Here is a 19,016-nt window from a genome sequence, read left to right on the forward strand (position 1 = left end):
CGGGGGCATCATTCCTCCTTGGGGACCCTGGCCTCTCCGACCCGGAGGACCAAAGCCCGGTCCGCCGGGACCTCCCTGGGTTCCGCGTCTTCCCTGGGGTCCCAAGCCCGGTCCACCTTGATGGCCAAAACCGGGACCGCCCTGCATCGGAGGCATAGGCACACCGGGCTGGCCGGGAACGCGCGCTCCCTGGGCGCCAGGACCTCTTTGTCCGGGAATCGGAATCACGGGGAAACCCTCGCCAACGGGTCCCTGGGGCGCGGCTGCGGGCGGCATCTTTGAGAACTTCTCGCGCTGCTCCTCGGTGAAGACCTGCAGGAGCTTTTCGCGCTCCGCCTCATGCAGGGTGTCCAGCTTCTGCCGGCGCTCCTCGGGCTTCAGGTCTTGCTGCGCCCTAACCGCCTGGCCGGACTTTCGCGTCTCCTCCAGGATCGCCCGCACCTTCGCCGCCTGCTCATCGGTCAACTGCAGGCCCTCGCGTAGGACCCTGAGTCGGATTTCCAGTCGTGGACCGGGCGCGCTTTGGGCCTGTACAGGCGGTGTTGGCTGGCCAATCTGGATTGGGGCGATCTCGTCGCCTTGCCCAAACGCCGTCGCCACCGCCATGGCCGCAAGTGCCATCGTCAGGGTTCGCGCTGTCATCTTGGTTTTCATCGTCTCACCTCTATCGGAAAAGGCCGGTGCTCTGGCCTCTTGCACCCCATTCAACGACATCAAAATGAAAGAACTCTGAAAAGCCCCACTTTCACGCCATTTTCATCCAGTGCGAGGCATCCTAAGGTTGGAGGGTCTGGCGTATGCTGGACAAACCCATGAAGATCCTGGTGGTCGAGGACGAAGCGGCGATCTCGTCGGTGATCGAGCGCGGGCTGCGCGAGGCCGGCTACGAGGTCGCTGTCTGCGACAACGGCCTGGATGGATTGGAAGCCGCTGAGGGCCGCACGGCAGGACTGATGATCCTCGACCTCATGCTCCCCAAAATGGACGGCTGGCAGGTCTGCGAACGAATCCGCGCGGACCGCAACCCCATGCCGATCCTCATGCTCACCGCGCTCGACGCTCTCGATGAGCGGGTCAAGGGGCTCGACTGCGGTGCGGACGACTACCTCACCAAACCCTTCGCCTTCCCGGAGCTTCTGGCTCGAGTGCGTGCGCTCCTGCGCCGCGACAAACTCCACAAGAGCCGCGTGATTTGCGCCGCCGATCTGGAGATCGACACCGGCGCGCGAACCGTGACGCGGTCCGGAAAGGACATCCGGCTGACGCCAAGGGAATTCGACCTTCTGGAGGCGCTCGCGGCCAACGAGGGGCGCGTGCTGACCCGCGAGGTGATTCAGGACCGGGTCTGGATGGCCGACGACCGCTATTCGAACACTGTGGACGCCTTCATTCGGCTGCTTCGCAAGAAGGTGGACGCCGAGTTTGACCTGAAGCTGATTCACACCATTCACGGCGTCGGCTATTCGCTTCGCGCAGATGGAGGGGCGGACATTTGAGCGGCCTGTCGGTCTCGACGCGCCTGACGCTCTGGAACGTCGCCACCGCCGGCGTGCTCGTGGCCCTGCTGGGCCTGGGCGTTTCATGGAAGGCCAGGACCGACCTGCTCGAGGGCGCGGATCGTGAGCTCAGGCAGCGTGCCGACCGGTTCCAGCGGTCCGGCTTCGGCCGCATGATGCCGCCGATGCTGGGGCCCGCCTCCGGGATGGCCCCAGGCATGGGCCCAGGCCGATCACAACCTGGACAGCCCCCAGGTAACCCCGCGGGCCTTGGACGGGGCGAAAACCCGCCGCCATATCCGGGCAGCGTGCCTAGTCCTCAGCCCGGGGAACCGCCTCACCAGGCTCAAGAGGGCGGGCAGATCTCAACTCAAAGCAGACCAGGACAGGGACTTAGGCGCGGGCAGAGAAGGGTTGCGCCCCCACAAGCAGACGGAACGACCCCGGGCCAAATGCCTCCAGCGAATGGGCCGTTGGCCGGCCCAATGGGACAACGTGGACCGGGAATGCAGCGCCAGGGCGGCCAGCCTCAGCCGACCGACACCTTAAGGCCCCGGCTTCTGAACGACCTGGAAACCGCCAAGGTTAGGGGCTCGGACCCCGCCTGGGACTTTGCGGCTTTTCAGGACGCCCTCCAGGGAAAAGAATCCACAACCACCGTGGACCTTCAGGGCGAGTCGTACCGCATCTACACGCGCCCGCTCCCGCAAGAAAGCCCAGACCGCGTGGTCCAACTCGCGCACCCACTTTCCGCGACGTACCGCGCGATCAACGGGATCAATCGCACCCTCTTGGCGTTCACGCCGCTCTCGCTGCTGCTCGTGGCTCTGGCCGGCTTCTTTGTCACAAGGAAGGCGCTGCGGCCCGTCGGCGAGATGGCCGCTGCGGCAGAAACCATCACGGCCCAGAGCCTGGCGGGGCGCCTCCAGACCAGGGGCGCGGACGAGTTCGCAGCCCTGGGCCAGACCATCAACGGCATGCTCGGACGGCTCGAACGGGCGTTCCGTGAATTGGAGGACGCCATCGAGCTGCAGCGCAGGTTCACCGCGGACGCCTCGCACGAGCTTCGAACGCCGCTCGCTGCTATTAAAGCCAACACAAGCCTGGCGCTCACCGGGGGCGAACGGCAAGCGGCGGACTACCGTCAAGCAATCGAGAGCATTGACGCGGCGGCGGAGCGCATGAGCGTGCTCGTTCAGGACCTCTTGACGCTCGCTCGCGCCGATGGCGGGCGCATTGCGCTGGACCGGGAGTCCCTCGACCTTCGCGACGCGATCGAGACCTCGGTTGCGGCCTATCAGGGCAAGGGCGCCCCGATCGAAGTCACGATGCCAATGGAGGCCGTTTCGGTGCTGGGCTCCGAACTGGCTTTGGTCAGGCTGTTCGAAAACCTCCTGAGCAATGCCGCCCGGCACGCGCCCAAAGACGGCAGGATCGAGGTCGCCGTCGCCGAAGCCGAAGGCTACGTGGAGGTCACCGTGTCGGACTCGGGCGAGGGTGTGGACGACGAGCAGATGCAGCACCTTGGCGAGCGCTTCTTCCGGGCCGAAAAGTCGCGGGCACGATCGGAGGGCGGCTTCGGCCTCGGGCTCGCCATTTGCAGGAGTATCGCCGAGGCGCACCAAGGTTCGCTCACCTTTTCACGGTCCCCGCTGGGCGGCCTGTCCGCCACAGTTCGGCTTCCCCGGTAATATCTGCCCACAATGGAAACCCTCGGCAGCCGGCTACACCTCGAAGACGAGCAGCTTCGGCAAAACCACGACGCGATGGAGTCGCTCGTCGCAGACTTTCGCGAAAGGCTGCGCGTCGCAAAGCTGGGCGGGGGCGAGGAGGCGGTCGCCAAGCACAAGTCTCGCGGCAAGCTGCTCGCGCGAGAGAGAATCGAGGCGCTCATCGATCCCGGCGCCCCGTTTCTGGAGTTCAGCGCACTGGCCGCGCACGGCATGTATGATGGCGGAGCGCCCTGCGCGGGCATCATCACCGGCATCGGGCCGATCCACGGCCGACCCTGCGTCATCGTCGCCAACGACGCGACGGTCAAGGGCGGCACCTACTTCCCTGTCACGGTCAAGAAGCACCTTAGGGCTCAGGAAATCGCGCTGGAGAACCACCTTCCCTGCATCTATCTGGTGGACTCCGGCGGCGCGTTCCTGCCCCTGCAGAGCGAAGTCTTCCCCGATCGCGACCACTTCGGGCGGATCTTCTATCACCAGGCCCTGATGTCGGCTCGCGGCATCCCGCAGATCGCCGCTGTGATGGGTTCCTGCACGGCAGGCGGCGCTTATGTGCCTGCCATGAGCGACGAGACCGTTATCGTGCGCGGCCAGGGCACGATCTTCCTGGGCGGGCCACCCTTGGTCAAGGCAGCGACGGGCGAAGAGGTCACCGCTGAGGACCTCGGCGGCGCGGACGTGCACACGCGCCTGAGCGGCGTGGCCGACCACATCGCCGAAGACGACGCTCACGCGCTCGAAATCGTGCGCAACATCGTCGCCTGCCTCGGCTCACGGCCCCGCCTGTGGGGACTCGACTCCTCCGACCCCCAGGACCCTGCGTTTGATCCCAAAGACCTTTATTCTCTTGTTCCCGTCGACCCGCGCCAGCCGATGCCGATGCGTGAGGTGCTCGCCAGGTTCATCGATGGCAGCCGCTTCCAAGAGTTCAAGGCCAACTACGGGACGACCCTGCTTTGCGGCTTCGCTCGGTTCCACGGGCACCTTGCCGGGGTGCTCGCCAACGACGGAATCCTCTTCAGCGAGTCTGCCCTCAAAGGCGCGCACTTCATCGAGCTGTGTTGCCGGCGCGGCGTACCCATCGTGTTCTTTCAGAACATCACGGGGTTCATGGTGGGACGCAAATACGAGAACGAGGGCATCGCCAAGAACGGCGCGAAGCTGGTCACGGCGGTCAGCACGGCCAACGTTCCCAAGTTCACGGTAGTCGTCGGTGGAAGCTACGGGGCCGGCAATTACGGGATGTGCGGGCGCGCCTATCAGCCGCGACAGATGTGGATGTGGCCGAATGCGCGCATCTCCGTGATGGGCGGGGAGCAGGCCGCCGGGGTGCTCGCGACGGTGAAGCAGGACCAGCTCACAGCCAAGGGTCAGCCGATGTCGGACCAGGAATTGTCTGACTTCAAGGCCCCCATCCTTGCCAAATACTCGGAGGAGTCCTCGGCCCTGTACGCGACCGCGCGACTCTGGGATGATGGGGTGATCGACCCTGTGGACACGCGCCGAGTGGTGGCTCTGGGGATCGAGGCCGCGCAATACGCTCCGATTCCGCCTGCGGGCTTCAGCATGTTCAGGATGTAGGTTTGCCCGAGACCAGGTGGTTCACGAGCCGCTCGAGGTTCTCCTGAACGCGGACCTCGCGCATACCGAACCAGGTCGCGCCCATGTTAAATCGCACCGGGCTCACGCCGGCCCGTCGCGCATACTTGAAGATCTTTCCGGCGAGAATCCAGTCGGCATAGGAGTCAGCATCCTCCTCGTCGATCACGTAGGGCGCGAGCAGGCGTATCCACTTGTCTATCGGCTGAATGTAAATGCGGTCCGCAGTCTCGACCGAGTTTTCGAGCCCCGAGAGGTGCACGATGTCTCGCAGCAGCAGGGAGGTGAGCTTCGGGCCCACGCCGCGCACGTCCACAATGCGAAAGAACTGGGGCTCCAGACGGCCCGTCTTGCGAATGCCGTCGATGATCCACGCCGCGATGCTCCCGCGCTGGTCGATCTCGAAGATCTCCTGGGCTAGCTCCGCCATGCCGGCAACGACGCCCCGGTTGAGCTGCTCCATGGGTTTGTGGCCCATCTCCTTTGCCACGACGACGAAGTTGTCCCAAAGCACTGAAGCGTCGGACCGCGAAAGAAACAGTCCGAACTCGTCCTCGCTTGTCGTGCGCTTCAGCGCCTCAAGCGCGATTTCGGAAAGGTGGTTTCTATCCTTGCCACGCCGAGCGAACGCGTAGTGGGCGAAAACGGCGCAAAGGCACTTGTAGCCGCTCTGCAGCTCTTCCAGAACCTCTTCGATGCTCGGGTCCTTGATGCCGACGGCCTTGCCAAGGGCTGGCAGCAGGCTGGACTCGACGAAGCGGTCTGCCCGGTCACCACTAAGGGCCTTGATCAAACGCACGCATTCGGGTCTCAGGTCGAGCTGATTCAATTGTCCGGCACTCCAGCATGGAGAGCTTAACCCTCGGGGATTGGCCCGATCAGTCCGAAACGCCCAACCCCTGACAAGAGGCTAGAAGCGGGCGTCGGCTGCCAAGTTCGTTAGCACGGGCAACGTGGGTGTCTGCCTACTGGCGCCCGGCACATCTCCAGTATCTCCCTTCCGGATCTTATAAAACACTTGCCAACCGAACTCGTGAATCGGAATACGGTTGGACCTGAAATCACCAATCACGGCGCTGAGCGCGTTGGCGAAAACGCCAACGGTCCTGCCATTGAAAACCTGGGAATGAACCTGCTCGCCGGGGATGGTGCCTTGCGTCTGCGAGATGCTGCCGAACATGGGCACTTCCATCCCGAAGTAGCGGCCCGCCACGACGGGGCGGTTGGCCTCGAAGAACGCGAACACGCGGGCGCCTTTGGCGATGAACGGGGCGTAGAGGTCGGACTTGGCCACCATCGAGCGGGTATCGGTCGCGAGCTCTGTGTCCACGCCGGCAAGGTAGTCCTTGCCGTTGATGTTCACGCCCGGCCCGGCCACAAAGATGAACACGGTCGCCCCGTCGGGAATGCGTTCGGCCAGCGCCTTGGCGGCGGCCATCATCTGGCCCGCCGTCGCGTTCTGGACCATGTCCACGTTCGATTCGGCGTAACCGGCGCTCGTCACGAGAGACTCACGGACCAGCATCGAGTCCTCAGATGCAAACGGGATTTTCGCGCCTTCCAGCCGGCTCTCAGTGTTGCCGATGAGGAGCGCAAACTTGTTCAGCACCGTCGGGACCCGGGTCATCGGACCCGAAGGAATCGTCACGCCCGGCTGCACCGGGGGCGTTCCCGCGCCGGGGTTGGTCGTTCGCACGTCCGTGCCGCCAGGGGCCGCTTTGCCCGACATCTGGGCAACCACCGCGAGGTCTTCGGGCGCCACGGGCTCGGTGTCCACCTTCCACGAGAGCGTGCCGGCGGACTGCAATCGCTGATCCAGCTCGGTTCGCTTCTGCATGTTGCCGAGCTGAGTGTAGATCTGCGAGAGGAAGTAAACCGCCTCGTAGCTGACCTGGTTCTTCGCGAGCAGGGTGTTCAGTTCATCTGCAGAGGTGTTGAGGCTCTTGATCTTGGCGTCTTGCGCCACGCTTGCCTGGCCGATCCGATAGGAGCAGTAGGCCGCCAGGAAGTTGGGCGAATAGGGCGCTCCGTTGCGCCATCGCTGGCGCTCCGTCGCGGGTCCCGGCAACACGGTGGGGCCCGAAACGTCCTCGGCGCGATAGGCTGCCGCCTGTTTGAACGATTCCCGTGCTTTCTCCCAAGAGCCAGAACGCGCGTCCGCGAGCCCGGCCTCATAGGCCGTGCGCCAGGATTGCCCCAAGCCGAGAGCCGGCACAAGGGCGATGAAGAGCGGTAATACCCACAAACGTCGCATTGATTCGATTTCCTATCCCCCGAAGCGGTATCCGAACAGCAAGCTGGTGTCGATGCCGCCGCCGTTTGGCCGGGCAAAGTTGAGATCGAGGGTCCAGTTCCCCTCGTTGGGGCGATAGCCGATGCCGTAAGTCAGCCCGCTACGCCTTGTGAAATGGTCGCCCCCGGCCGGAGTCAAATGGTAGCCCAACCGTATCGGGAAAACGCCGACGCCGCGCGCGTAAATGTATTCCACGCCCGTCCCGAACGACGTGTAGTTGCTCTTGCGGTCGATGCGGTCGCTGTCGTTGCCATCGAAGAACATGTCCACTTGAGCACCAAAGATGAGGGAGTCCTTGCCGCCGCGAAGACCGTCGTTCGCCATCGAAGCCCCTAAAGTGAACCTGCCAGGGATCTTGTGATAGAGGCCCAGAGCCGCGGCATTGCTCCTCACATTGATCGGCATTTGAACGCTTGCGCCAAACGACAAGTTGGGCTGGCTCGGCGGGGTGAAGAGCAAGCCCGCAACCGCTCCGAGGCCACCGCCCGTCTGGTCCGAGTTGTTTGTCTGCGGCGGGATGTTGTTGTCAGTGAAAGTGATGTTCTGGAAGTTGCGGACGTTCTGGATCGCGTAAATGCCGCCAATGCCGAACGACAGGCCGGAGTCGCCAACGGCGCGGCCATAGGAGAACGACAACAGGCTGGTCTTCGCCCTGGTGAAATCGAGGTAGTTCGCGATGCCGCCGGTAAGGTTGCTGCCGCGCGAGACGTCGTTGAACCAGCCGGTCACCGTGTAGGCGATGCTGAATGTGCCACGGTCGCTCCCGCCCTGGGACTGAAGGGGAAACACGGCGCCGATGTGGGAAAGGGCGCGATCGCCGGCCTCATTGGATGTGTCGTAACGAAGATCGGTCAGCGACCCGGTCACTGTGGATTTCGATTTAGGAAAGTTTCGGGCCGCGATCTGAAACGTTTTGCTGCGAGCATAGGCTAAGCCAGCAGGGTTTGTCACGGCGCTGATCGAGTCGGCGCCGGTCGCATAGAAAGAACTGCCAGCGCCCATCGCGCGGCCACCCGCGTCGAAGGCGGTCACCATATCGGGTATCTGGGCTGCGGCCACAGACGGCAAGGCCAACAGGGGCCATCGGACTACCTTCAGCATCCTTGCGGGTGTCATCTTCACTCCTTAATCGAACCTACTTGTATCGGACCGTCAACTCCTGTTGGGCTCCGACGTTTCCGGCTCTGTCTCGAACGTTTACCACAATCTTGAACTCTTTGGGAAGCGACTTGGTCCATCGCAGCCTTCCCGACCATCGCATCGTGTTGCCGCCGGCGTTCTTGAACGAGGACCGAGACACCCGGCCCAAGTACGCGCCATCCAGCGTGCGGGCCACCACGTCCACCCCCGTAAAGTCCATGTTTGAGCCGCTGCCATCCTGCACATCCACGGCGACAGAGACGTTGGACTTGGGCCTGAGGGCAACTCCGGCCAATGGCTGAACGATGGTGGCGGATGGCGGTATGCGGTCGATGGTTACGGTCACCGACTGGGTGGCTTCATTCTGGGCTTCGTCTCGAAGGCGAATCGAAATCGTCTGGTTGCCGTCGTTGATGATGCCGCTTGTGTCCCAACTGACGGTGAAGGTGCCGTTGGTTAACGTCGTGCCCGTGTTGTTCGGGATGTCCTGGTTGTTGATCTGGACGCGATAGTCCTTGAAGTTGCCCTCAAGTACCTTGACGATGATCGGCACGATCCCGCGAACGAAGGCGTTGTTGGTGGGGTTGAACTGGAGGAACTTGGGCTTTTGCACGTCCACGGTCACGTTGATAACCGCTGTGCCAAACACTACGTTGGTGTCCTTTCGGGTTCCGGTGACGGTGATCTTGTAGGCGCCCTCAGGGGCCGATTCGCTAAAGTTCAGGGCAAGATTATTGTCCACTTTGCCGTCGGCGTTCGGCGTGAAGTTCCCTTCGATGTTGGTGATGCCGCCACCTGGACCCTCGACCTTTGCCTTGATTAGAACCTCGACGTTTACACCCGTGGCGGTGAACTTGATCTGGTTCGATTGGCCGAGGAACGCGCCTTCCGTCGGGGAGGTTACGGTTAGCGTCTGGCAAATTCCGCTGCACGCGATTGCCATCCCGATCAGCGCTATGGCTGCCCTAAGCTGTCCAATACTCATCCTTCTCCGGTCCTTTTCATTCCAGCACGCTTGGCTTGAGACTCCTATTGTCCCTTATTCTGGGGCGCCGGGTCAAACTTCCACAGCGCACAAGCACAAAGAGAGCACGGCCTATGCAGCCTGGCCGCGAAATCCGCGCACTCTGTAGATAGACGGTTCGGGAGAGCATTCCGATCCGTTGTCTTCGCCCATGAGCCCAGGCAACCTTGTGAGATCGGAGTCCAGGACTTCCCTGGGCTGCCGAGGCCACACCGGCGCCAAATGTCTCGGCGCAGTCCCTTTCGGCGAGATATTGGCCCTTCAGTCTCTCAGGATGGGCAGTCGCCCTGCCAAAGATAGAGAAGGAGCCTCGCACGCTTGACGAGGGGGCAATAGCGCCCGGAGGTCAACTCTGCATGCAAGAAAACCCGTCCAACATTGTCGAATTAAGAAGCCGGCTGGCCGACAGGCAAGCTCCGAGCGACGCGCCACCACAGGCAACGGACGTGAACGAGGAGCAGAGCCTTCAGGAATGGAGGTCCCACTCGGTTCGGTTCCTGGTCAGGCGATCCATCCAGGACCTGCCTGCCCCTCCGGCCGTGCTCATGCGCATCCTCCACTGCTCAGAACAAGAGAACACCAGCGCCGCCGAACTCGAAAAGATGATTGCGACCGATCAGGCGCTTTCAGCCAAGGTCTTGCGCGTGGTCAATTCGGCGTACTACGGGCTTTCGGGTAGGGTGTCCAGCCTTAGCCAAGCTATTGTCATCGTGGGGATGCAGCAAGTTCGCAATCTGGCGCTCTCGATCGCATCGCTCAGCATGATCAAGGCGACGACCTCACGTCAGCGGGCCTTGCACCAGAGGTTCTGGCGACAGAGTCTTGGCGCGGCCATCGGCGCCCAGGAGCTGGCTCGCAAGAAGCAGATGCCCGCGAAAGCCATCGAGGAAGCGTACGTTGGAGGGCTCCTTCACGACGTTGGGAGGCTCTTCCTATTTACGAACTTCACCGACACCCACCTCGATGTCGCCAGCCGGGCGGAACGCGATGGCCGCCCCCTGCCAGACGTCGAGCTTGAGACCTTTGGGGTCACCCACATGGAGGTTGGCGAGGAACTCGCCATCAACTGGAACTTCCCTCCGCACCTGACGGCTTGCATCCGCGACCACCACGGCCCGTTCGACGCCTCAACCGCCCCAGGACTCCTCGTCATTCACCTGGCGGACCTAGCCGCAGAGCTGGCCTTCGAAGAGCAAGCCCCGTCCATCCCGATGGATCCTGCCGCAGCTCAGTGGGCAGACTTCAGCGACGAGAGTCTAGCCGCCTTTGCGCAGGTGGTCAAAGAAAAGGTCGAGGCCTGTGAGGGCGTGGTGATGAGCGAAGCGGCTTAGCCCTCGGCAGGCAGAGAGAAAACAGCATGAGCATTTCCGGCGTGACCTTTAGCGGCCTGAGCAGTGGAATCGACAGCGATTCCATCATCCAGCGATTGCTGACCATCGAAGCGCAGCCGATCGGCCGCCTCCAGAACCAGCAGCAGCAGATTCGCAGCCGGCAAACGCTTCTCCAGCAGCTTAAGGGTCTGATGGGGACGATGAGCGGAGCGGCCATGAGTTTGAACTCGGCTCAGGCCTTTTCGCCCGTTTCTGCCAAGTCCTCCGACGAAGAGGTCGCGACGCTCTCCGCAGGCACCAATGCGACCGCCGGTACCTACAATCTTACGGTATCCAAATTAGCCACATCGCACAAGATCTCGACAACCGCTCAGACGGACGTCTCCAGCGCCCTCAGCCTGTCCGGGCTCCTCGTGATCAACGGCAAAGGGGTCACCGTCGAAGCCTCCGATTCCTTGACCGCTCTTGCGCAAAAGATAAACTCCGCGCAGGCAAACGTGGTTGCAAGCGTCATCAACGGAGGCACCGGCGCCGCGTACCTGACATTGACATCCGGCGATCCGGGCGCCGACAACAAGGTCCAGATCTCGGACGCGAGCGGAACCGTCGCCTCGACGCTTGGCCTGGCGAGCGGAAGCGCCTCCATACGCGAAGCCATCACCAACGGCGCGACATCCGCGGGCTTTGAGAGCTCGACCACCGCCATCGGAGAGCTTTGGGGGACGACGGGGCTCTCCAGCGCAGGATTCACGATCAATGGGGTCTCGGTCTCGGTAAACCTGCAAACCCAGAGCCTCGCTGACCTGGTGAACACGATCAACGCCGCAGGAACCGGGGCAACGGCAAGCGTCCGCTCGGAAGAAACCGATGGTGTCACCTCCTACTATTTGGACATCACCGGCGCCTCGACTCCAACCTTTGTCGACACGGACGGGGCCCTGGCCGCTCTCGGCATCCTGCAGAAAGGCTATGGCAACCAGTTGATCGCGGCCCAGGACGCGGAGTTTACGCTGGATGGTGTGAGCCTCACGAGCAGCACGAACTCGGTCACCGAAGTCATTCCGGACGTGACGCTGAACCTGCTCAAAGCCAACGTCACCACCCCAGAAGCCTCGGTCCTGACCTTGACCCAAGACAACACGGCTGTCAAGGACAAGGTAAAGGAGTATGTCAACGCCTACAACGGGATCATCGATTTCATCAAGTCGAACACGAGCTTTGACAAGGAGACCTATGCAGCCGGGCAGCTCTTCGGCGATTCGCTCGTGCAGCAGGTGGAGGATACGCTTTCAAACCTCATCTTTTCGGATGTTGACGGACTCACTACGGCTTATGACAACGTGGCGCAGCTTGGGTTCTCGTTTGGCGATGGCGGCAAGCTGAAGCTTGATGAAGCTGCATTGGACAAGGCACTTGCCACAAATCCGTCGGCCGTGGCCGCGGTGTTCATCGCCAAGGGGCAAACCACGGTATCCAGCCTGCAATACGTGTCGAGCACCTCAAAGTCCGTGGCTTCTGGAGTGGGACAGTACGACATCTCCATATCGCAAGTCGCGACGAAAGGGTCCTACACGGCCGAGGCGGCTCAGACATCAGTCACCGCAACCAGCGAAAACCTAACGTTTAGTGGGAGCCTCTTTGGCAGCACAAACTACGTGATGACGGTGCCTAGCGGATCGAGCCAAACCGCGATTGTCAACCTGATCAACGCGGACGAGAAGTTGAAGGACTTGCTGCTTGCGAGCATCGAGAGCGGCTCGCTGAAACTCACGAGCAAGAAGTACGGCGCCAACGGCAACTTCGCGGTTGTGAGCAATGTCGCCGCGGCGGCCAACTCGAGCGGCATTGGCACGTCCAGTGCGGGCGCGGCTGTCACCGGCGTCGATGTAGCCGGAACGATTAACGGCGAGACGGCGACGGGGAACGGCCAGTACCTGACCGGAGATTCGGGCAACGACACGACCGACGGTTTGCAGATCCTCTACACGGGTACTGCCACGGGCAACGTGGGAAGTCTGACGTTTACAAAGGGAACGGCGGCGCTGATCGAGGAGACCGTCTCAACGTTCACCGACAGCATCACGGGCTTCTTCACAACGAACGATAAGTCGCTGCAGGACCAAATTGACACGATCGACCAAACCATCAGCGACCTCGAAGAGCGGTTGACGCTCAAACAGCAGCAACTCAAGCAGAAGTTTGCGGCAATGGAAGCGGCGATGTCCCAGCTCCAGCAGCAGATGAACAGCCTCTCGGCGATCAACAGATAATGCCTGGGACATTAGGCATTACGCATTGAGGCATTAGGGCTTTAGGGCATTAGGCATTGGGCATTAGGGCCAGGGTGAATGGCGACCGTATCCTGGAGCCCCCTCCTTGGTTTTGCGTAGCGAAACTGAGGAGGGGGTTGGGGGAGGAGACTCCGGCCCAACTCATGGCGCACAACCCCTAACGCCCAATGCCTCAATGCCTAATGCCTAATCCCTAACCCCTATATCCGCCACAGCACCCGTTCCTTCCCAAACATCATGACTACCAGCCTTAGCGCGATTGCGGCGAGAACCAAATTCACTCCAAGAGTCACCAAGAACGGAACCAGTTCGAAGTTCCCGAGCATCGCCGAGCGGAGTACGCTCGCGCTATTCAGGATCGGAACGAAGCTCACCCAAAGCGCCTTTGCGAAGTCCGTATAGCCGATCACCTGGCTAAAGATCGCCGGCATCAGCACGATGAAGCTCACGAGCGTGAGGTGGCTTTGCGCCTCCCTGGTGTTCCTCGCATAGGCGCTCACCGCGAGCAATATCCCGGCGAACATCATCGATAAAGGGATGATGACCGTGAGGATAGAGAACACACCGAGCGCCGTCAATTGGACGCCGTTCTCGAAGAGCTTCTTGGTCATCGCCATCGGCAAACTGGCGGTTACGATCACCGCAACGAGCGACGACACACTGCTGACAAAACAGAGCGTGGTCAGGCTGTAGAACTTCCCGAGGGCGATCTTAAGCCGCGAGACCGGAGAGATGAACAGAGTCTCCAGCGTCGATCGTTCCTTTTCGCCCGCGACCAAGTCCGAGGCTTGGCTGAACCCGCCGTAGAAGGCCCAGATGACGATCAGGTAGGGCATCATCCCGGCAAGAAAGCCCCCCATGCCGCCACCCTTCCGCTCGACCGGCTGAGGGTCGATGAGGATAGGGTTTGCCAGAGCGACGGGCAGATTGTGCTTGGCGAGCGCCGATGCCGTAATGATCTTGCCTTGGGCGAGCGCCCGTTCCTGCACCTTCGCGAGGGCTATCTGAGACGACGGCTGCTCCTTATCAAAGATCGCCTTGAACCGTGCGAGCTCGCCACGTGCAATCGCGGCGTCGAAATCCGCCGGAAAAACCAGCACAACCTTCGCGTCACCCTTGCGGACCATCTCCTCGCCCGCCTTGGCGGAGGCCACTTCGATCAGGTTCGCCTTGCTCTGTTCGCGCAGGTCCTTGAGGAGCGACGGCTCCGGGCTCACCTTGACGAAGTGGATCTTCTGGCCCTCCTTCTTGCCCACCGTGGACTGGAGAAAGCCGAAGAGCATCACGAACATGATGACCAGGAAAACGGGCCCAAAGAGCGCCGACTGGACGACGCGCTTGTCGCGAAGCATCTCGCGCCCTTCTTTGAGAAACACGTGGAACGAGGGGTTCACGCCGCCACCTGCCCATGCTCCACCAGCTTCAGAAAGGCCTTTTCGAGCGACTGGGCGCCGGTCTCTTCAAGCAACTGCGGTACCGAGCCTTTGCCTCGAATCTCCCCTTCGTGGATCACGCCCACGTCGTCGCAGAGCCTTTCGGCCTCGCTCATGATGTGGGTACTGAAGACGATGGTCTTGCCTTGGCCGCGTGCCTCCTCGATGAACTCGAGCACGGTCTGGCTGGTCACAACATCCAGCCCCACGGTGGGCTCGTCGAAGAACAACACAGGAGGGTCGTGCAGGATCGTCCGCGCGATGGAAACTCGCTGCTTTTGCCCCGTCGAGAGCTTGTCGCAGAGGCGATCGGCGAACTCGTGGATGCACAGACGGTCCATGACTGCTTCAACCCGCTCCAGTAGCCGGGTGCCCTCCAGCCCGTATAGCCCGCCAAAAAACCTGAGGAACTCTTTGGGGTTCAGCCTCCCATAGATCGCGGTGGAAGTGGACATGAAGCCGATCGAAGCTCGGACCTTCTCGGGGTGGGAGGCGACGTCGAATCCTGCCACAGACGCTGTGCCGGCGGTGGGCGTCAGAACCGTCGAGAGCATGCGCAGAACGGTGGTCTTCCCTGCCCCGTTCACGCCGAGCAACCCATACACCTGCCCGGGATGAGCGGTGAAGCTTACGTCCTTAACCGCCTGGACGACCTTGCCTTTGTTGTCGACGAAGTCCTTTCGAAGGCCCTTTGTGTGAACCATGAGCCTTAAGTATGCCGCTTCGATGCGTCGGTGGATGGGCCGAACGATCTACGCTCTGGCACACCGGAGGCCCCGAACCCGCTTTCAAAAGGGCGGACTGCCGAATCCTGACATAAATGCCGATACATAGGCTATGCGATTGCGCCATCGCCTACATGCCGGCACAACGTTGGCCGAACTGATCGTCGCCATCGTGATCACAGCGTCCACAGCGGGCGGAATTCTGGCAGCGACCACGACCTCGGTCCAGCGGATTAGGAACACCAACTTGCGGGCCATCGCTTTCAATGCGGCGGTCGACCAGGTCGAATGCGCCCGGGTATCGGCACGTCAAGGCGTGCTCGTCGAGGGCACACGGACCATCACCATGACGCCAGGGAGCTCGCCCGTGGCTTCCGGCCAAGCTTTGCCCGGCGATCACCTTCCGTCGGTTACCGCCGGAAACTTCGGCGCCACGCTGAAAATCACCCGGACGGTCACCCTGGAGGCCGGCGCAACGGACGTCTACAGAGTCTCGGCCAGTGCCGACTGGACGCCCGCTTCCCAAACCGCGACAGGCTCCACATCATTGGCGGTCGAGACCACGATGAGGTGCCCCTGTGATTAGGCGCCGGGGCTACACCCTCGTTGAGGCTGTTCTTGCGGTCGTGCTGGCCGGCATGGTCATCGGTACGCTGCTAAGCCTCTATTCGCTCGTGGCTTCCAGGACCGCAAGGTCCTACACCGAGGCCGCCGCCGTCTACCAGGCTTCCACGGTTGTCGAGTCATTGACCACTACCATCGCGAACGCCACCGACGTCTCGCTGCAGTCTCTGGGCGGCGGGACGGCCATCAAGTGCATCATGCCGGCGACCGGGCGCTACGCCAATGGCGACGGGATCTACGAGTGGTACGAACCGGAGAAGGTCATCGGGCTGAGTCAGGAGAAGTTCAACACCTATTCGCGGATCTGGTTCTACTTTGGCAATGAAGCGGGCGCGCCGTCCGCTACAGGCCAGCAGATCCACATGGCGGTGCGTTCGGACGACACAACCCCATCGGCAGCCGATGTGTTGTGGAGCTGGGAGCACTATCCCGGCACCACCAAGAGCCGATTCGACCTTATCTCAACCTGGACCCTTTCGATCGACGACACACAGAAAGCCCTGACGCTCACGGTTACGGCCTCGACCCTAGCGGGCAGCGATCATCAGGCGAGCACGGCTGTGAGCTCGGCCGACAAGTATGAGGTTTCCATCAGCCGAATGGTCATGGCAAGGAACGCAAGACTATGAGACACCAACGCGGCAGCGCCCTCATCCTCACTCTGCTCCTCGCGATCGCGGCGACAACCGCCGTCCTGACGATGGCCAACCTAACCTCGCAAAACTCCAAACAGGAGTCCAATCGAGAGTATCAGGTGAAGGCCAGGTATGGGATCGAAGGAGCTTTGGCTAGGGTCGAGCAGTCATTCAACGATGGCACGTTGAGCCTGGGATCGAACACGCCTTACACGATCGGCGGCGTCACGTGGACGGCCAACACCATCGACAACTCCGCCACGCTGGCAAAAAGCTACAAGGTCACCGTGAGCGGCAGAGTCGGAGGCAAGGACTATGCGCGCACCTTCGTCATCGGCAACCCTTACGAGAGAGGGCCCTTTCACTTTGCCCTCTACAGTGCCAAGAAGATAGACGCACAGAAGGAGCTCACCGTTGGCTCAAGTCCTGCTGGAAGCGTCGCATCGGGTGGAGACATCGACACCCACAACTTGGTCTGCGGGGTTGGAGGCAACGTTGAGCTAGAAGGAAGCCTCAAGAACTCCGGCTCCCTAACTGTCAGTGGAACAACGAAGGTTGTCGCGGCAATCCCTGCCGAGGGCACGGTGACCACGACGAACTACACAGCCGCCGCAAACCGAATCCTCGTCACCGGCACACTCGCCGGAATCACTTTTGCAGCCTCACCTGAACTCTACTCCCGAACGGGCGCGCTGACGATTTCAGGTGTCGTCCGCAACAAGGGAACGATCTTCGTCAACGGTGACGTCACGATCGGCGCCGACGTGACCTACTTCGACTCCAACGCCGCGCTCTCGGTGATTGCGACCGGGAAGATCTCGGTGCTGGGAACAGTCCTCAACGTGTCGGGCCTTTACTGGGCTGGAAACGATATAACGATCTCCTCGGGAGCAACCACGCTGAACGCTCCTAAGACCGTGCTGGCCACCACAGGAAACATGACCTTTCACAGGCCCCTGAACATCACCTACGATGACCGCGTCCTCAAGAGCCAGCAGCTTGGCTACGACCTGAAGCTCCCGAGGTACTGGCCATGAGCTGGAAGCCTACGACCCAAGCCAGTTGGCTGACCCCAAACCTGCACATCCGATGGGCGCTGCTCGCGGGTGTGCTGATTCTGACGTACGACAAGCTGGGCAACCCCTTTATCGGCGCCTTGACCGGCATGCTGTTTGCCTCCAACATCGGGTTTGCCATCTATCTTCGATCCAGCAAGGGAGACCTTGATGGAGCAAGGCTCTTTGCAGCCTGCCTTCGCATCGCCGACGGTGTCGGTGTAACCATCTTTAGCCTCGCGCCGACCTTGGCCGGTGAAAGGCTTTGGCTCTTGGGAATCCCCATCATTTTGGCTGAGGCTCTCTCAAGCAGGAATCGGTCGAGCGCCGCCATGCTGGTGGGCTTGATGACGGCGGTTCAGGTGGTCGCTTTTCTCACGGGCGCTCTGCCGCTCAAAGACCTCGCCATCTCGGTGGCACTCTTCGGCATTCTCGGAGGCATCGGCCTGCTGTTGGCGGGCTACAAATCCCAAGAAGACCGTCTGCATTCACGAGACCGAAGACTATCCGCCGTCCTCGATTGCGGCACGGCTTTCGCTGCGACGCGATCGCTGAAAGCCACAGTCGTCCACACCCTGAAGACCGCGGTCAACGAAGTAGGCGCTTCCTGTGGCTATGTCTTGCTGCTCGACGACGAGGGCAAGGGGCCTCTGGTCGCCGAGGCAGCCTATGGGGTGGATGGCGAGTTCGAGTTTCCTGAGACTCTCGATGTCGGGTTTGGTCTCTCGGGATTTGTTGCGCGCACGGGCCAACCGGTGTCCGTCTCGGACGATTCAATAGAGCATCAGAGTTACGACGGCGTCATGACGGGCATTCACGCTGCCATCTCGGTCCCACTGGTCACCCGTGCTACGAGCACCGCTTCCCGCGGTTCTGATGAACAAGTTCTTGGAGTCATCACCATGCTCAGCAGAACTCGGGGCCATCAGTTCTCGGGCGACGACATGGACCTCCTGAGGACCTTGAGTGCCCTCATCGCCGTGGCCGTAGCCAACGCGAGGATGGAGGAGCGGCGCCACGAAACGTTCGTGCGCACTCTTGAGAGTCTGGCGACCGCACTTGAAGCCCGCGACGAATACACGCAGGGGCACTCCCAACGCGTGTGTGACGTCTCCATGCTTCTTGGCGAGCGGATGGGACTCTCGCCTGAGGCCATGGAGGAGCTTCGCATCGGTACGGTGCTCCACGACATCGGGAAGATCGGCGTGCCCGATGCGATCCTGAACAAACGAGCTCGACTGACGGACGAAGAGTTCGCCCTGATGAAGCTCCACCCGGTCATCGGGTACGAGATCTGCAAGCCCCTCATGCTCTCTGAGGGCATTCTCATGATCATCCGCAACCACCACGAAAAGCTGGATGGGAGCGGGTACCCAGACGGCCTAAAAGGAGGCGAGCTGCCCCTGTCCCTCCGCATCGTCTGCATTGCCGACGCGTTTGATGCGATGAGCTCGACACGCCCCTATCGAGGCGAAATGGCGCTGTCCGATGTGTTGGCGGAGCTAAGCCGAGGCGCGGGGACGCAGTTTGACCCCGTGGTGGTGGAGGCGCTCAAACACGTTCTGCCTTCTGACCGGTTCCAAAGCATTTACCTGAAAGAAGCTCCTGTCCAGGAGCGAAGGGCCGCCTAACCGACA

At 61.6% G+C, this 19,016-nt stretch carries 16 protein-coding genes; 9 read left to right on the forward strand and 7 right to left on the reverse strand.

The features are described 5' to 3' along the window. Positions 1–654, reverse strand: a 654-nt coding sequence (locus HZC36_02105) for a hypothetical protein (GenBank protein MBI5705761.1), incomplete at its 3' end; no start/stop codon positions are given. 158 nt (positions 655–812) lie between these two features. Here HZC36_02105 and HZC36_02110 point away from each other — a divergent pair. The 3 genes from HZC36_02110 to HZC36_02120 are packed head-to-tail and all read left to right on the forward strand — an operon-like array spanning position 813 to position 4,810. Then, positions 813–1,496, forward strand: coding sequence for a response regulator transcription factor (locus HZC36_02110; protein MBI5705762.1), 684 nt, complete (start codon positions 813–815; stop codon positions 1,494–1,496). Next, positions 1,493–3,187 carry a HAMP domain-containing protein gene (locus HZC36_02115; protein MBI5705763.1) on the forward strand — a complete coding sequence of 565 codons (1,695 nt, stop codon included), beginning with the start codon at positions 1,493–1,495 and terminating at the stop codon, positions 3,185–3,187. The genes HZC36_02110 and HZC36_02115 overlap by 4 nt, the downstream gene beginning before the upstream one ends. A gap of 12 nt (positions 3,188–3,199) precedes the next feature. Further along, entirely contained in the window at positions 3,200–4,810 is a 1,611-nt protein-coding gene (locus tag HZC36_02120; GenBank protein MBI5705764.1) for a methylcrotonoyl-CoA carboxylase, read from the forward strand. Here the strand turns inward: HZC36_02120 and HZC36_02125 are convergent. The 4 genes from HZC36_02125 to HZC36_02140 all read right to left on the reverse strand — a co-directional run bounded on the left by HZC36_02125 (position 4,800) and on the right by HZC36_02140 (position 9,246). Beyond that, positions 4,800–5,657: a hypothetical protein gene (locus HZC36_02125; GenBank protein MBI5705765.1), complete on the reverse strand. Its 858-nt coding sequence runs from the start codon at positions 5,655–5,657 to the stop codon at positions 4,800–4,802. The two genes, HZC36_02120 and HZC36_02125, sit on opposite strands and share 11 nt — an antisense overlap. An 81-nt stretch (positions 5,658–5,738) precedes the next feature. Beyond that, entirely contained in the window at positions 5,739–7,082 is a 1,344-nt protein-coding gene (locus HZC36_02130; GenBank protein MBI5705766.1) for a caspase family protein, read from the reverse strand. Positions 7,083–7,094: 12 nt separating this feature from the next. Then, complete coding sequence (locus HZC36_02135) at positions 7,095–8,237, reverse strand: hypothetical protein (GenBank protein ID MBI5705767.1); 1,143 nt, start codon at positions 8,235–8,237, stop codon at positions 7,095–7,097. A gap of 19 nt (positions 8,238–8,256) precedes the next feature. Then, entirely contained in the window at positions 8,257–9,246 is a 990-nt protein-coding gene (locus HZC36_02140) for a hypothetical protein (protein ID MBI5705768.1), read from the reverse strand. Positions 9,247–9,641: 395 nt separating this feature from the next. On the opposite strand from HZC36_02140, the gene HZC36_02145 reads away from it, so the two are divergent. Both HZC36_02145 and fliD read left to right on the forward strand, forming a co-directional pair. Then, positions 9,642–10,616: an HDOD domain-containing protein gene (locus HZC36_02145; GenBank protein MBI5705769.1), complete on the forward strand. Its 975-nt coding sequence runs from the start codon at positions 9,642–9,644 to the stop codon at positions 10,614–10,616. A 26-nt stretch (positions 10,617–10,642) separates the two neighbouring features. Then, positions 10,643–12,886 (forward strand): flagellar filament capping protein FliD, encoded by a 2,244-nt coding sequence (gene fliD, locus HZC36_02150; GenBank protein MBI5705770.1) that lies wholly within the window; start codon positions 10,643–10,645, stop codon positions 12,884–12,886. Positions 12,887–13,107: 221 nt separating this feature from the next. Here the strand turns inward: fliD and HZC36_02155 are convergent, their stop codons facing one another. Further along, entirely contained in the window at positions 13,108–14,301 is a 1,194-nt protein-coding gene (locus tag HZC36_02155; protein MBI5705771.1) for an ABC transporter permease, read from the reverse strand. Next, positions 14,298–15,044: an ATP-binding cassette domain-containing protein gene (locus HZC36_02160; GenBank protein MBI5705772.1), complete on the reverse strand. Its 747-nt coding sequence runs from the start codon at positions 15,042–15,044 to the stop codon at positions 14,298–14,300. Before HZC36_02160 ends, HZC36_02155 begins: the two co-directional genes overlap by 4 nt. Positions 15,045–15,183: 139 nt before the next feature. On the opposite strand from HZC36_02160, the gene HZC36_02165 reads away from it, so the two are divergent. The 4 genes from HZC36_02165 to HZC36_02180 are packed head-to-tail and all read left to right on the forward strand — an operon-like array spanning position 15,184 to position 19,010. Continuing rightward, positions 15,184–15,651 (forward strand): hypothetical protein, encoded by a 468-nt coding sequence (locus HZC36_02165; GenBank protein ID MBI5705773.1) that lies wholly within the window; start codon positions 15,184–15,186, stop codon positions 15,649–15,651. Further along, the gene (locus HZC36_02170; protein MBI5705774.1) at positions 15,644–16,318 is read left to right on the forward strand and encodes a hypothetical protein; all 675 of its coding nucleotides are present in this window, start codon (positions 15,644–15,646) and stop codon (positions 16,316–16,318) included. The genes HZC36_02165 and HZC36_02170 overlap by 8 nt, the downstream gene beginning before the upstream one ends. Next, positions 16,315–17,361, forward strand: a complete 1,047-nt coding sequence (locus HZC36_02175; protein MBI5705775.1) for a hypothetical protein — start codon at positions 16,315–16,317, stop codon at positions 17,359–17,361. Before HZC36_02170 ends, HZC36_02175 begins: the two co-directional genes overlap by 4 nt. After that, positions 17,358–19,010 carry an HD domain-containing protein gene (locus HZC36_02180; GenBank protein ID MBI5705776.1) on the forward strand — a complete coding sequence of 551 codons (1,653 nt, stop codon included), beginning with the start codon at positions 17,358–17,360 and terminating at the stop codon, positions 19,008–19,010. Before HZC36_02175 ends, HZC36_02180 begins: the two co-directional genes overlap by 4 nt. The last annotated feature ends 6 nt before the right edge of the window (positions 19,011–19,016 follow it).

The organism is Armatimonadota bacterium, from assembly GCA_016223145.1.
Taxonomy (GTDB): domain Bacteria; phylum Armatimonadota; class Fimbriimonadia; order Fimbriimonadales; family Fimbriimonadaceae; genus Nitrosymbiomonas.